General features: G+C 50.8%; 12 protein-coding genes. 1 reads left to right on the forward strand and 11 read right to left on the reverse strand.

What is annotated here, in order from left to right:
• Positions 1-26: 26 nt before the first annotated feature.
• The 4 genes from H4684_RS14980 to H4684_RS14995 all read right to left on the reverse strand — a co-directional run bounded on the left by H4684_RS14980 (position 27) and on the right by H4684_RS14995 (position 5,198).
• Positions 27-1,118, reverse strand: a complete 1,092-nt coding sequence (locus H4684_RS14980) for a glycosyltransferase (RefSeq protein ID WP_192624368.1) — start codon at positions 1,116-1,118, stop codon at positions 27-29.
• Between the two features lie 38 nt (positions 1,119-1,156).
• Entirely contained in the window at positions 1,157-1,948 is a 792-nt protein-coding gene (locus H4684_RS14985; RefSeq protein ID WP_192624369.1) for a glycosyltransferase family 2 protein, read from the reverse strand.
• Between the two features lie 72 nt (positions 1,949-2,020).
• Positions 2,021-3,214, reverse strand: a complete 1,194-nt coding sequence (locus H4684_RS14990) for a hypothetical protein (protein ID WP_192624370.1) — start codon at positions 3,212-3,214, stop codon at positions 2,021-2,023.
• 310 nt (positions 3,215-3,524) lie between these two features.
• A complete protein-coding gene (locus H4684_RS14995) occupies positions 3,525-5,198 on the reverse strand; it encodes a polysaccharide biosynthesis protein (protein ID WP_225940471.1) in 1,674 nt (557 codons plus the stop codon).
• On the opposite strand from H4684_RS14995, the gene H4684_RS20675 reads away from it, so the two are divergent.
• Complete coding sequence (locus H4684_RS20675; protein ID WP_225940474.1) at positions 5,088-5,411, forward strand: hypothetical protein; 324 nt, start codon at positions 5,088-5,090, stop codon at positions 5,409-5,411. The two genes, H4684_RS14995 and H4684_RS20675, sit on opposite strands and share 111 nt — an antisense overlap.
• On the opposite strand, the gene H4684_RS15000 is transcribed toward H4684_RS20675, so the two are convergent.
• The 7 genes from H4684_RS15000 to H4684_RS15030 all read right to left on the reverse strand — a co-directional run bounded on the left by H4684_RS15000 (position 5,405) and on the right by H4684_RS15030 (position 14,281).
• Positions 5,405-6,244: an MraY family glycosyltransferase gene (locus tag H4684_RS15000; protein ID WP_192624372.1), complete on the reverse strand. Its 840-nt coding sequence runs from the start codon at positions 6,242-6,244 to the stop codon at positions 5,405-5,407. The genes H4684_RS20675 and H4684_RS15000 overlap by 7 nt on opposite strands.
• Before the next feature lie 146 nt (positions 6,245-6,390).
• Positions 6,391-7,362, reverse strand: coding sequence for an NAD-dependent epimerase/dehydratase family protein (locus tag H4684_RS15005; RefSeq protein ID WP_192624373.1), 972 nt, complete (start codon positions 7,360-7,362; stop codon positions 6,391-6,393).
• 2 nt (positions 7,363-7,364) lie between these two features.
• On the reverse strand, positions 7,365-9,485 hold the full coding sequence (locus H4684_RS15010) for an STT3 domain-containing protein (protein ID WP_192624374.1): 2,121 nt from the start codon (positions 9,483-9,485) through the stop codon (positions 7,365-7,367).
• A gap of 23 nt (positions 9,486-9,508) precedes the next feature.
• Positions 9,509-10,633, reverse strand: a complete 1,125-nt coding sequence (locus tag H4684_RS15015) for a glycosyltransferase family 4 protein (protein ID WP_192624375.1) — start codon at positions 10,631-10,633, stop codon at positions 9,509-9,511.
• Positions 10,630-12,528: an asparagine synthase (glutamine-hydrolyzing) gene (asnB, locus tag H4684_RS15020; protein WP_264080959.1), complete on the reverse strand. Its 1,899-nt coding sequence runs from the start codon at positions 12,526-12,528 to the stop codon at positions 10,630-10,632. Before asnB ends, H4684_RS15015 begins: the two co-directional genes overlap by 4 nt.
• A gap of 44 nt (positions 12,529-12,572) precedes the next feature.
• A complete protein-coding gene (locus tag H4684_RS15025) occupies positions 12,573-13,535 on the reverse strand; it encodes a glycosyltransferase family A protein (protein WP_192624377.1) in 963 nt (320 codons plus the stop codon).
• The gene (locus H4684_RS15030) at positions 13,532-14,281 is read right to left on the reverse strand and encodes a glycosyltransferase (RefSeq protein WP_192624378.1); all 750 of its coding nucleotides are present in this window, start codon (positions 14,279-14,281) and stop codon (positions 13,532-13,534) included. Before H4684_RS15030 ends, H4684_RS15025 begins: the two co-directional genes overlap by 4 nt.
• Positions 14,282-14,392 lie beyond the last annotated feature (111 nt).

A 14,392-nucleotide genomic window follows, 5' to 3' on the forward strand; every position in this document is an offset into this window, starting at 1 on the left:
TGATATTTAAATTAAATATCACAACTTTAAATATTTCGGTGTACATCTCGAAGAATTTGAAAAGTCCGTTCAGCCATACGCTGCACATCATGCGCTTCAAGCACGAACTTGCGGGCGCATTTTCCAATAGCTGTACGCCGTTCGGCATTCTCTGATAAGAAAATTAATGACGAGGCTGCACTTTTCGGATCTCCTTCTGGATACAAAAATCCTGTTTCGCCGCTGGAAACAGCATCCCTGTTGCCCACGACATCAGTAGCTACCACAGGAAGGCCATGGGCCATAGCTTCCAGCACCGCCAAAGGCAACCCTTCCCATTTGGAAGTCGAGAGATAGCAAAGCGCACCTGCAAACGTGTCATGTGGAGCTAGGGTAGCCCCCGGGCAGAATATCTTTTCAGAAAAACCTGATTCGCTGGCAAGAGCTAGCAGTTTCTCTCTGTCAGGACCGTCACCAACCACATGAAAAACAAATTCGTCAAGACGCCCTTGAGCACGCAATTCCTGGGCTATTTCGACAATAACCATGCTATTTTTCTGGATATCAAACCTGCTGAAAGAAATCACTGCCCATGGCGGCCCCACGGCTGGTAGAGCCTCGCTTATAGGGATCACTACGCCATTGTCGACAACATCGAGTTTTGATTCTGGCATTAATCCTTGGCGTAAAATTTCAGCTTGCTCCCCTTGCGAAACAGCTATTCCCCTTCGGGTGAACAGGGAAGCGCATCGCTCGTAAAGACGGTACAATTGTCGTTTAAGCGGCCCGTATGCCTGCAGATGTACTCCATGAAAAGTATGAACAGCAGGTATGCCACAAAGCAAGGCTAACAACCGTGCATACAACCCTGCACCTTTACCATGAGCGTGAAGAATATCGTACTTTTGCTCCCGGCAACGCTTTCTAAGGCGCAGCAGCGTAGACCACGAAAATGCACGATGTGGAATCTCAAACAGATTACTATCGCCAACAATGAACCGGTAACGATCAAAGTTAGGGTAGTCGGCTGGACAGGCAACGCTGCACTCGACGTCTGAGGGTTGATGTTTAAGCAACTGCAACAGGTGCTCAGGGCCTCCACCGAAATCGGCACGGGCAGTGAGAAACAAAATTCGCATATTCGATCCTTAAAATTAACTCACAAACTATTTAAACACTATAACTTACGCATTACAGAAAAATAATTCCTGAAAAAACGGACAAAATCATCAAGACCCAAAAATTCAAAAAACCGACGAACATACCCCCTAACAAGCTGAATTAAAAAATAAAACCTGTTTCGAAAAAAAGATGGAAAATGTTTATCCTTAGCCCGCATAACTTCAAGAATCGACTTTTTCCAGCACAAATCGGACACCCCCCCCGTACTCATATTCGCCAGAATCACATCACTTACCGCACAAAAACGGTAACCAGCCGCTAGAGCGCGGAGCAGGAACTCATAATCCATTGCGTACCGGTACGCGGGGTCGAATCCACCAAGAGCCTCGTAAACTGAACGCCGGACAAAAACCGATGGATGATTGATCGACATTTCCCAACAAAGACGAGCTTGATTAGGATAATAGACGCCTATTGGAGTCTCGCTTTTCCAGTATCGGACAGGACCATGGATAATATCTGCATCGTTCGCGTGCATCATAGCTGATTTAACTGCATCAATCTCATACCAATCATCAGCATTAATAATACCAATCCATTCGCAACTAGAAAGCGCAATTCCTTTATTGAAAGCGTCAGAAATTCCATTATCAGGCTCACTGACCCATTTAGTAACCGCAGAACATTTTTTTATTAAATCTACAGTAGAGTCAGTAGATGCTCCGTCAACAACTATATATTCAATATTAGGGTAGTCTTGAAATCCAACACTACTAAAAGTTTTACCAATTGTTCTTTCAGAATTTAGGCAGACCGTCACTATAGACACAGAATTTGACAGGTTCATAGTCACTCATCATTTTAAACACGTAATATTCCAAATTTTTCAATAAAAACGACGAAATATGCAACTACCACATCATGAATCATGATAAAGATCGACAGACCCAAAGCTCAAATCGCGCCAGCTAAACCTTAAAGGCAATAAAGAACATGAAAAACCGATACTACACCACAAAGCCCATTCTGACATTGCATTTATGAACGTATAACCGACCAAAGAAGAAATAATAATTAATACTTTTTTATTGTTCGACTGCAGCAAAGCCCACACTAAAACAAAAATTAAGCACCAAAGTGACAAATATCCAACCACTCCGAAATCACTCAAAACTTGCAACTGCAAACTATGTTGCTCAATAAAAACGGCACGAACGCCGTCTTTTCTTATCAACCCCTGATTAACATATCCAGACAAATCATCGTGCAATAATAAATCCATATCTATAAAATCCAGAGCGTTTTCTAAACTATTAAAATAACCACACCCTAAAGGACTCTGAATACCGAGCGTGCAGTAAGCCACCCAAAAAGGATAGCGGGCCGACGTTATTTTAGTTAAATATATTTTATCGTCCACAGAAACATAACTATCAACAAGCAATAAAGAGACGGGAAACAAGAAAACAAGAAACAAAAAAAACCAACAATAAATTTTAAACAACTCCCGCCTCATCAACATTCCCAAAGAAAAAACAAAATAAACAATAAACACAGTGCGACTAAACGTAAACAGAGATATAAAAACAATGACCATCCCAACAAAAAAATTAACTCTTTTTCTAAAAGAAAAGAGGATCATGGAAGCAACAGCACACAACATTCCTGAAAAATTCGGATCTCCAGCAAGCCCAACATATCGAGGAACAACAAAACCAAATATATTTCTTGTATGACTTGCATTTTCAAAAAAATAAAACGATAGAAAAAACAGAAAATCGACCACCAAAACAGGAAAAAAAACTCGCAGTATTAAGGTAGGCAAAAAATCATCGCTTCTTGACGATACATATATTGCACCATAAATTATAAGAAAGAGCTGAATAACTCTAAAATAGGATTCCGCGGGAGCTAAGTGCCAAAAACAGATAATCAGATTAAAAAAACACGAAACTATTATTGGATAAAATAAAAAAGGGATATTTCTAAATCTAAAGAACTGGACTAACCCAACTAGCGGAAAAAATATGTTAAAATAAACAAAAGTTCCACACAAATATTTAATTGGAGATACGGCAACAAACGTAGCTAAAATTTTTTCAAGTAGATACATCGAAAATAGGTTATTTCATAAATTTTAAATATTTATTCCAGGAAACTTCAAATCTATACTTAAATTTGGAGTACTACTCTAGACTCGTTGAATCTTTTTTCGGATTTCAGCTTTTTTCAACGCTACAGTTTACTGCAAACAAAAAGGGCATCAAACGACCTTGTGTTCAGAGAGAACTGTGGTTAAACACGTAAAATTGGTTACGTCAAACCCTTGCTGAAGCGTATGACGACAATCTCAAGGCAGACGGACTGAAAGTAAAATGTAATACAAAAAGTGAGCTTTCAACCGAATAGGCAGAAAGGTATGATCAGCTAGATATACAACTCACGGGTAAATATTCAGGAACCAATTTTTGGAGCTTTTTTTTGACTCCATCTGAATCAAAGCACCGCGCAGCCTCCAGCAATGTCTCCAGTTTCCCGTCACTCTCAACAGCAACGCTTTCGGATCGCAGCACCAAGATCTTCTCGTGCCCTGTCTCAAGAACACCCTCGCCCGCCGTAATCAACTCCTCAAAAAGCTTCTCACCCGGCCGTAGCCCCGTAAATTTGATCTCTATCTCTGCCGGATCCTTACCCGAAAGCACGATCAGATCTCGGGCCAGATCGGCGATGCGTACTGGCTGGCCCATCTTGAGTACAAATATCTCTCCGCCCTGGCCTAGCGCACCTGCCTGAACAATAAGCTGGGCCGCTTCGGGGATGGTCATGAAATAGCGGGTCACGTCCGGATGAGTGACCGTGACCGGGCCGCCGCGTTCGATCTGGCTGCGGAAGAGCGGGATGACCGAGCCCGATGAGCCCAGCACATTGCCAAACCGCACGGCCATGAACGTCGTCCCCCTGCCCTGAAAGCCATGCATGAGCAGCTCCGCCACCCGCTTGGACGCGCCCATGACGTTGGTCGGCCGCACGGCCTTGTCCGTGGACACGAGCACGAAGCGCCCGACGCCATGACGGACCGAGGCCTCCATGACCGTTCGTGAGCCAAGAATGTTGTTGGTCACAGCCTGCCATGGGTTGCATTCAAGCATGGGCACATGCTTGTAGGCCGCGGCGTGGAAAACGACCTGCGGCTGCCGGGCCATGAAAACAGCCTCCACCAAAGCCGTGTCCTGCACCTGCCCCAGCACAGTGACATAACGCGTAAACCCATGCTGGTGCAGGAGCTCCATCTCTATGGAATACAGATTCTCCTCTCCCGCATCGAAAAGAACGAGCAGGCGCGGATCAAAGCGAATGATCTGCCGACAAAGCTCCGACCCGATGGATCCCCCGGCGCCTGTGACAAGCACCACCTTGTCCGCGAGGTAGCCTTTGATGCCAGCCTCGTCCAGATGCACTTCCTCACGGCCGAGCAGGTCCTCGTAGCGCACGTCCCGTAGAGCCTTGACCGACACCTTTCCGCTGGCGATATCCGCCAAGGCGGGCAATTTCTTGATGCGGAGCTGGGCAGCCTCGCAGGCGTCCACGATCTCTCGCAGACGCTCGCCGCTCTGACCCGCGCTGACCAGAATTTCTTCAGCGCGGGTCATCTGGGCAACACCCTCCAGCGTCGAGAGCGGGCCATAAACGGACAGATCATGGATCTTGCGCCCGATACGGGACTGATCATCATCCACGAAACCGACCAGATGCAAGCCGGAATCGCGAACGTCCAGAATTTCCTTAGCTATGCGAGCACCATCGGCGTCAGCCCCGACAATAAGCGCCCTTATACCGGACTGGGGCGCGCAAAAATTTGCGGGTAGCAGAACAGAACGCCAGTCTTTGGGATATAACGAGATTTCATACAAAGATCGGATCATCACTCTGGCCCCACATGCGAAAACAAAAGCCAGCAAGGGGTCCAGGATGAACACGGAACGCGGGTGGCCATGGAAATGCGAGGTGAACGCGACATAGATGATGAGCGCCACCTCAGCCATGAAAACGGCGCGCCCAATCTTCCAGAGATCAGCCAGCCCAGTGTAACGCCACATGCCCCGATAGAGACCGGTCATCCAGAAAAATGCGATTTTAAAAAATACGGCCACCGGCAAAAGCGTGGTCATCTGCCGGGCATATTCCGCAGGAATGTCGAACTCGAATCTCAGCAAAAAGGCAATTACCAAGGCCATTGCAAAAAAAAAGCTCTCACCGATAAGCATGAGGTAGAGGTTCTTGTTTGTCAGCAACCGTGGAAATTTCATTGAAATCCTTGCTGTTTCAAAAAATATCTTCGCTTTAACGAATAATGCGCCCAAGCCCACAAGACGAATGCAACAACATCGACGCAAATCACATGGCCTATCCCGTTGCGTCTCCCGATCACCACCAGCAAAACCACCAAAATCTGTATCAATCCGTATGCCACGCTCACTTTCCAATGCGCAATTCCGCGCTCGTTGGCCAAAAACTGATACAGGTGCCTGCGATGCGGTGCAAGGAGCGATTCGCCGCGCCACAATCGCTCAACCACAGTCACAGCCTCATCTGCATAGAAGGGAAACAGAAAGGACGCAAAAACGAGAAAATCTGCCCACGAGCGAGCCTGCAGACACACGATCACCGCAAAAAGAAAACCCAGGAAGATGCTGCCCACGTCGCCCATGAAAAGCCTGGCCCGGGGGAGATTGAATGGCAAAAAAGCCAGAATCGCACCAATTACCGCCATTATCGGATACGAAAAGTCAGGCAGGGAAACCGCCGTTCCTCCAAAAATCAGCAGACTAGCAAAGGCGATCAGACCGGTGATTCCCGCCAACCCATTGATTCCATCCATGAAATTGTAGCAGTTGGTCGTGCCGACCACGAAAAAAAGCGCGGGAAAAAGCGCCAAGACAGGCCAAGACACAAGACCCGTCCACCATGCACTGCCCAAGACGAAAAAAGCGGCCGCAAACTGTGCTATCAGCCTCGTTCCCGCGGAAATACTGCGCAGGTCGTTGACGAAACTCAAAACCGCCAAGGCCACGATCGGAAGCCAGAAGAACGAAGGCAGCCCGACCGTAAGGCCGACCCAGACAAAGGCCAGTACAAAGCCCACTCCGCCACCCTTGGGCGTGGGCCTGACATGGGAACTGCGTTCCCCCGGCATGTCCAGAAAACCTGCTCGGGTCAAAAGGTGGGGAATCAGTATGCAACAGGGAATGCTCAACAATACTCCCGCGCATAAATACAGAATACCCCCTGTCACTTGCGCCTCAACCCTTCGACCATTTCATTGATACCTCTGCGCAAATCCCAGGATGGGGCAAACCCCAGTTCGCGGCAAATTTTCGCATTGGAATAGCGAGCCGAGCCAGCCAATTTGTCCAATCGATCCCGATTGAATGGAGAAAGGATTCCGAAGCGCTCCACCATATCACCAAGAAAGGCCGCAGCTTTCAGTGCACCAAAAGGGAGGGGAAGTCCGGGCTTTTTGCCCAAAGCTTCGTGAATCCAGCCTAGCATCTCTTTTGTCGAATACTCGTTGCCGTCGGTAAGAACATAAACCTGCCCGCAGGCAGCAGGGTTTGCCGCCGCAAGCAGGCAGGCTTGAACGACATCTTGCACATGAATCATGGAACGTCCGTTGGCAGGAAAGGCCACGGACGGAAATACTCCCTTTTGCACGGCGCGGATCATCAGATCAAGATTGCCCTTGCTCCCGGCACCATAAACGAGGGTGGGCCTCAGAACCACCGAGCAAGATAGCGGGAGTTCTTCAAGCACGACTCGCTCGGCTGCGAGCTTTGTGATGCCATAAGGATTCTGTGGGGAACATGGCGTAGACTCATCCCAGACCTCAACCCCGCCCTCGCCCATGGCCTTGACTGAACTCAGGAGTACGCAAGCGCGTACTCCGGCTTGCCTGGCGGCACCCAGCAGCGAACGGGTACCGTGCACGTGCACGGCTTCGTATTCGGCGTTTTCAATGGCGTTCTTGGCACGCGTATGGGCCTTGCCTGCCAAGTGAAAGATCGTGTCCACGCCATCCAGGGCCCGAGGGTCGACTTCGTCCTGTGCAAGATCGATTTCCAGCACATGTCGCCACGGTCCCGTTTGCGGCCTGCGCAGCATGGCCGTGACAGCGAAGCCCTGATCCATCAGTTTCTGGCACAGACAGCGCCCGATAAATCCCGACGCGCCGGTGACCAGGACGCGAGTTCCAAGTTGATCCATGCCTAATTCGTCACCTTATATGCTCTGGCCCACGGAGAATTATCCACGACCAGGGTGAATTCCTCGGCAAAATCCAAGGCTGGGCGCAAGAGCATCTGTACCATCATGGACCGGTACATCTTGGCATCCATCAGAAAAACCTGACGGGACATCTGATTGACGACAACATGCATGCCCGTCCCGTTGGGCCACTCGAAATGCCGTGTTCCAGATTTTTCGACCACATCCATGGAGTCAAGAAGGGTCGGCTTGCCGCCAACCACTAAAGTGCCTGCTGCCGAATCCATACGGACCTCGCCGCGCACTTGCTGAATCTTGCCCGGCGCGCTAGTGCCGGAGGCAATATCCCAATTTCCATAGTAGCTGATCCAGGAGGCCAAGCGCAGATTTTCCCAGGAAACAATGAAATAGTTCGACAGGCTCGTTGGCCAATTCGTGTCATCCAGAACTAGATCGGACAAGAATTCCTGAGCTTCAGCAACATCCTTTTTTTGGATATCGGACACTGGATTCCCCGAGAAAAGCGCGGTCCGAAGATCCGTTGTTCTCGCCAGACCATCTTCAAGCATGGCCTGCCCGAAATACCGAATCAACTGACTCGCCTGTCGCGGAGAGGTGGCGCTGTGTACTTGTGCAAGGGGATAGAGCCACTTCCCGGACTGTCGCCCGCCATCACCGAACGTTGCCCGCTCAGCATAGTACTGCCCTGCGTAGCCGTAATCCCACCACTGCCAGAGCAGGGCCTCCGGTTCCGTCTTTTCGCGTAATTCCAGAAATGTTTCGGCATAGATTTTGGGTAATACCGGCACGGGCCTGACCTCTTGCATAAACACCGCCGAGGGCCACAAGACAACGCATGCCAGAACCAACTGTGCGATCCAACGCCGTCCCTGACTCTGGCCGAGCATGCTCATAAATTCACTCAGCCCCAAACCAAGTCCCATGCCAATGCCTACCGTGCCGTACATGGCAAACCTGTTCCCAAGCTTAACGCTGGCAAGACCAAGGACAAGAAAGGGCAAAAATACAAGAAGCGCAGGGCGACGCCAACTGACAAAACCAAAGCCCAAAATACCCAGAACAAAAACGAACCAATTTCCCCCCAAACGTGGTCCGAGCAGCCCCCAGTCAAGGTTTTGCGCCTCACGCACGCTCTGGGCAATATCGGGGAGTTTCATGCCCGTGGCGTTGTTCACCATCTCCGGAGTCGCCACCTTGGCGTACATGTAAAGCCTCTGCAACAAGCTCTGGAAAATCGAGTCCACGTTGCCCAAGTATGCAAGAAATCCTGCTATGGCGATCAGGATCAGCATCAAAAAAACCGAGGAAAATTTAGCGCGGAACACAACAAGAGCAGCCGCTGTCAATACGGAAAAAAGGAAGCCGAACCAACCGGCAAACGCGGTTCCAAAAGTCAGTAACAGTCCCACCCACAGAAAAAACCTGAACTCCCTGCGAATCAGAAAAAAGCCCAGAAGGCCCGACAGTCCCAAAGCCGGAAGCAATACGCTCGAACTTCCCGGGTAGAAGTACAGGGCCATTTTTCCGCAAATCCCCGCCACTAAGGCCAACGCCAAACTCTGGAGACCAGCCCCACCGGCCATGTCTCTAGACAGGGACTTATTTTTCAACATCTCGATCCAGGCGGCCAGGCAGCAGACCATGGAGACCGGGAAAAGCAGATTGATGACATCGGTATCACAAAATCCGAGCCGGGTGCGCACAAGAAACCCGATGCCGGACGTGACCAGAATGCCGAACACCAACCCACCATCAGGCAGGCGCAGAAAGCGGGCCAGCAGACAAACCGGAACCGCTAGCAAAGGGACAAAGACAACGGGCGCCCAAAAACCGACAGCAGCCACAGGGAAGCCAAGACTTACAATGCCCCGCAGCAACACCGTAATAGCATCATGCACATGCCGCCCAATCATTTTCACTCCGGCCAGCCACGTGTATGCGTCGTGGGTAGCCATGAGGTACCCGCCGTCCAGGATAAACGCCTCATTTTGCCACAGGGGGAGTTCCGCCAAGCGGACGGCCACTGCCGTGAAAATCACAAGGCCCAAAGCCAGCCAGCATTCCGTGGCAAGAGAGAAAGAAAAGCGATCAGGGTTGGTCATTGATGCACCGCAATGGATAAAATTTAACGGGTCATGCGCGCTTTAGCCAAAGAGGCGTACACGGTGAGAGTTTCCGCAATGATGCGCTCCGAGGAAAATTCGGAAATGGCCAGGTTTCTGGATGCGAGGCCCATGGATTTCCGTAGTTTATCGTCCGATATCAGTCTATCCAATGCATCCGCCAAAGCCAAGGCGTCCCTGGGCGGGACCAAAAAACCGTTAACTCCTTCAGCCACAGTCTCCCTGCACCCCGGAGTGTCCGTGGTGACCACGGGAAGCCCTGCGGCCAGCCCCTCCAGTACGAATTTCGGGATTCCTTCCCTGTATGAAGGTAAGCACACAATATGACAACTTTTCAGAAGTGCGGGCATATCTTCCCTGTATCCCAGCCATTCCACAGTATTGCTCTCATGCCAGCCATACAGCACCTCACGTGGGATACTGGCAGGATTGCTCTCATCCGGATCGCCTGCCAAAACCATGCGAACATCAACGCCCCTTGCTCGCAATAAACGCGCGGCCTCGACATACTCTCCCACGCCCTTGTCCCAGAGCATACGCGCGGCAAGAAGAACAACGCACGGCCCCGGTGGTTCAGAGGACGCCTGTATGGCCGCCACATCGACCCCAGCTCCGCGGATCAGATGCACCCGATGACAACCCAAACCGCGAATCAACTCGGCGTCATCCCGATTCTGCACGATGACGCTCGTGCGAGGCAAAATGACGCGAAAAAGCGACAACACGCTCCATTTTACGATACGAGCAAGCCATGTTCCAGAGGCAAGAATCCAGCCCATGCCGGCCAGAGCGTTCACGACATGCCGGACTCCACACAAGCGGGCGGCGAGCGTGCCATAAAGAACGGGCTTCATGGCAACGTGGTGCACTATATCCGGCTTTTCCCTCCGATACACCCGGACCAGCCGCCAGAGCACCCACGCTTCCAAAAACAGGTTCATGGCCCGCCGGGACATTTCAAACGGAACCAGCCGCAAGCCCGCGTCACGAATGCGTTCCCCGTGGGCCGTAACCCGGGTGACCACCGCGACATCATACCCCGCGTCCTTGGCGGCAATGGCGAGAGGCAAACGATGCGAACAAAAATACCAATCCTCGCTGACGAAATAGAGGAGCTTTTTTTTCATTTCCAGCGATCCAGCCAGGATTGAAACATGAGCACATTCCATAGCAGATGTTGCCAATTCCTCGTGCCTGCGAGATGCTCCGCCCATTTTCTGCGTATCGGGACCGGATCGAAATAGCCGTCTTGAGCAAGGCGTTGTTCACTGAGCAAATCACCGGCCCACTCCCGCAACGGGCCGCGCAGCCAAGCGTCCAGTGGTACGCCAAACCCCATCTTGGGTCGCTCGACCAAAGCCGAAGGGACATATCTGTGCAAAACCTGTCTTAAAGCCCATTTGCCTTGGCCGCAGCGAATCTTCATCTCCAACGGCAAACTCCAGGCAAACTCGGCAAGACGGTGATCCAGGAAGGGAACTCTAGTTTCCAGGCTCACCGCCATTGTCGCCCGGTCCAGCTTCACAAGAATGTCATCGGGAAGATATGTCGTCAGATCTAGGTACATCATGAGATGCGCAAAATCCGGACACTCGGGCCACGCATCAGGGTCAGACACATGGGTTCGCGGTTCCCCCCCCCCAAGCACAACCTGCGCGGGGTCGTTCCAGTGAGTAACAAAATGGCGATACAATGATTCGAAATCTTGAGCATCCAGCACGCCAGCCAACTTGTGAATCTTGTCTCCGGGGCTAGCGTGTCTGATTCGCGTTGGAAGCACATTCCCGAAAAAAGCAACAAACTGATTCCAGCGCCGAGGAGGAAGAGATGTCAACAGCGTCGACAGAATCTTCCGCAATCGAAGCGGCACCCATCGCCCACGTCGCAATAGCCTCAGCCCCCAAAGATGTCGGTTATAACCACCAAAAAGTTCATCTCCACCATCGCCCGAAAGGGCGACGGTGACATGACGGCGAGCCAGTTGCGCGATCAGATAAGTCGGTATCTGGGATGAATCTGCGAAGGGTTCATCATATATATCTGGAATAAGGGGAATGATTCGCCTAGCCTCTTCTGGAGCCACATAAAGCTCCGTATGATCGGTGCCAAGATGCTTGGAAACACGCAAAGCATGCTGCGCTTCATCATACCCACTTTCATGAAAACCAACAGTAAATGTTCGAACAGCGCTTGAAGACAAAGACTGCATGATCGCAACAACTGTAGATGAATCCACTCCGCCAGACAAAAAAGCACCTAAAGGCACATCGGCTACCATTTGGCCAGAAATGCTTTGACAAAGCAAACGCTGCAACTCGTTTACAGCCTCAATATCATTGCCGCAAAATTTATTCCTCAGGCCATTTGTGACGACTTGGCTGGCGGACCAATATGCCTTAACCTGACCACTCGCGACGTGCCCCGAACCGGGCGCTGAAAATTCCACCCAGGAACCGGGCGGAAGCTTCCGGATATTCTCGTAAATACTCCAGGGCGCAGGTACGCAATTGTGACGCATAAAAAGCGTCAACGCCCGACGATCCACAGAGTTATTAAAACCGGGAAATGCTCTGATAGCCTTGAGTTCGGAAGCAAATACAAGTGACCTACCGACCCAGCCGTAATAAAGTGGCTTTTCTCCGCAGCGATCACGAGCCAGAAAAAGTTTGCGCGCCGCCCGATCCCACAATGCAAACGAAAACATACCCACGCTCTTTGAAAGCGCGCCTTCAATGCCCCAAACCTCGATTCCAGCGAGCAGCGTTTCGGTATCAGAGTGGCCGCGCCAAGTGGGCGAGTCCCCGAAACATTCCAATTCCGCGCGAAGCTCGCGATGGTTGTAAATTTCCCCGTTGAAAGCGACCACAAAACGCCCACGGGCCGAAATCATAGGCTGATGTCCCGCAGGAGAAAGATCCAGAATACTCAAACGCCGATGCGAGAGCGCCAGTTCACCAACCTCGTCCACCCACACGCCGGAGTCGTCCGGGCCGCGATGAGCGAGGGCCAGAGCCATCGCCATGGCTTCTTGATGATGGCTTCCGCCATCCCTCGTCCAGAACCCGGCTATTCCGCACATGCGCCCACTCCGGTCAGCTTGGTTGGCGCAGACTTGTGACGAAACTTCCGCGCCCTTTGGAGTACCGTGGCAGGCGTGAATTCAAGAATGGCAAGGCCAAGGCGAAGTCTTATGCTTCCAGCCGTTTGTGCCAAGCGTCTAATGGCGCGCAAGCCGGCAACGTCTCCAGACACCTTCATGCCGGCAGCGGTGAAAAAGGAAATTTTTTCGAACAAAAGACGGGCGGAGTCAATGTGTGCATGCGGCAACCCGTGCTCGCTAAGCATCTTTGCCAAGTACACCAACGAACCTGGCGGTTCCTGCTCCCGGAGATGGATGGAGCGATTGATGGCGTCGCGATGGTAAATTGCTGTACGAAATGGGGCGTGGGCCATGCCTGCGGTCAAAAAAAGCCTAGTCCAGAGAATGATGTCTTCACCCCTCCGAACCCCTGCGGGAAAGCCGCCCTCCGCCAAAGCCATCATTCTCGGCACGGCTGCGGTGGTCGAATTGACCAAGGACAAGCCAGCCGCAAATGAACCAAAAAAATCCTCCACAAGACAAAAGCCGTCATTTTCGGAAAAAGGTGAAGCAGGCTCAAAAAATTCTATACCGTCCCGGATGAAATGCATGGTGCTATAAAGGCCTTTATCTGGAAATGCTCTAAACAACCTGACAAGCGTGTCCAGATGACTTGGGAGCCACTCATCGTCAGCATCCAAAAAAGCGATTAGATCCGTGCCAGCCTCGCTCATCCCCCTATTTCGAGCGGCGCTCACTCCTAGATTCTTTTGAGAAATCAGACGCAGTCCTTTCATCTCAAACAGTCTAACGATATCTCCGCCCCCATCCGTGGATCCATCATCCACAACGATCACTTCGGCAGGCTCGTAAGTTTGCCGTTGAATGGATCTCAAAGCACGCTCTATATGCGCAGCTTTGTTATACAAGGGCACAACTACGGTAATCATGCCCGCCACACCTTGATACGAGACCAATTTTTAAGAATGCGCGCAACCAACAATATTAGCTGCAACAACAATCCGTGCCCTACTCGTACCTGAACACGAAAGCCCTCCACGAGTGTTCCAAGTATATCTTGCCCACTGAAACCTCCGTGATAATATTTCCCGGCAATGAAGGACTGTTCACACACTGTGGCACCGCCATGTATGGCTTCTAAAATAAAAAGTTGATCGGCTGCTATCGGAAATGATCGAGAGTAATACCCAAATCGTTCATGCAGAGAGCTACGAATGGCCAATCCCACAGCGTGACAGCCCACATGAGCAAATGGTCCGTATAACCACTCCCACTTTCTTTTGCGTACTCCGCAGATACGACCAGCCCCTTCGACGAGCGCGGTCACGAAATCTGCGTTAGTGCTTCTACATGCGACCTTGTATTGCGCTACGGCGTCTGGGAAAAACTCGTCGTCAGCGCCTATCACAATATAATAATCACTGTCCGCCATTCTTACACTCCGGTTGAGAGCATCATAAATTCCAAAGTCCGAACGCGTATCTACCGTCACATTTAAGCTCTTTGCTGCATCGCGCAGAAGCGCAAGTGTCTCATCAGTCGACCCACCATCAGCGACTATCCATATAAAATCCGGATCACTTTGGGACTTCAAGGAGTCTATAAGGCGAGGGAGATACTCGGCTGTATTGAATGTTGCAGTTATGATTGCAAGGCGAACTGACGAGGCAAGCATTGAGTGACTATATTCCTTGGCTATTTGGTTGAATCAAGCAAGATGTCATGATCAGAAAAGAGGTGCTCCCCAATCATTGGACAGGGGATCGCCGTTATTAAGCTTGAGATC

The sequence above is a fragment of the Desulfomicrobium macestii genome, assembly GCF_014873765.1.
Lineage (GTDB): Bacteria > Desulfobacterota > Desulfovibrionia > Desulfovibrionales > Desulfomicrobiaceae > Desulfomicrobium > Desulfomicrobium macestii.

What these genes read in the sequence shown, in the direction of transcription:
- H4684_RS15015 (WP_192624375.1), bottom strand. Translation starts at nt 10,633, where the DNA reads ATGAAAAAAAAGCTCCTCTATTTCGTCAGCGAGGATTGGTATTTTTGT.
- H4684_RS15010 (WP_192624374.1), bottom strand. Translation starts at nt 9,485, where the DNA reads ATGACCAACCCTGATCGCTTTTCTTTCTCTCTTGCCACGGAATGCTGG.
- asnB (WP_264080959.1), bottom strand. Translation starts at nt 12,528, where the DNA reads ATGGCGATGGCTCTGGCCCTCGCTCATCGCGGCCCGGACGACTCCGGC.
- H4684_RS14980 (WP_192624368.1), bottom strand. Translation starts at nt 1,118, where the DNA reads ATGCGAATTTTGTTTCTCACTGCCCGTGCCGATTTCGGTGGAGGCCCT.
- H4684_RS14990 (WP_192624370.1), bottom strand. Translation starts at nt 3,214, where the DNA reads ATGTATCTACTTGAAAAAATTTTAGCTACGTTTGTTGCCGTATCTCCA.
- H4684_RS14985 (WP_192624369.1), bottom strand. Translation starts at nt 1,948, where the DNA reads ATGAACCTGTCAAATTCTGTGTCTATAGTGACGGTCTGCCTAAATTCT.
- H4684_RS15025 (WP_192624377.1), bottom strand. Translation starts at nt 13,535, where the DNA reads ATGATTACCGTAGTTGTGCCCTTGTATAACAAAGCTGCGCATATAGAG.
- H4684_RS15030 (WP_192624378.1), bottom strand. Translation starts at nt 14,281, where the DNA reads ATGCTTGCCTCGTCAGTTCGCCTTGCAATCATAACTGCAACATTCAAT.
- H4684_RS14995 (WP_225940471.1), bottom strand. Translation starts at nt 5,198, where the DNA reads ATGTGGCGTTACACTGGGCTGGCTGATCTCTGGAAGATTGGGCGCGCC.
- H4684_RS15005 (WP_192624373.1), bottom strand. Translation starts at nt 7,362, where the DNA reads ATGGATCAACTTGGAACTCGCGTCCTGGTCACCGGCGCGTCGGGATTT.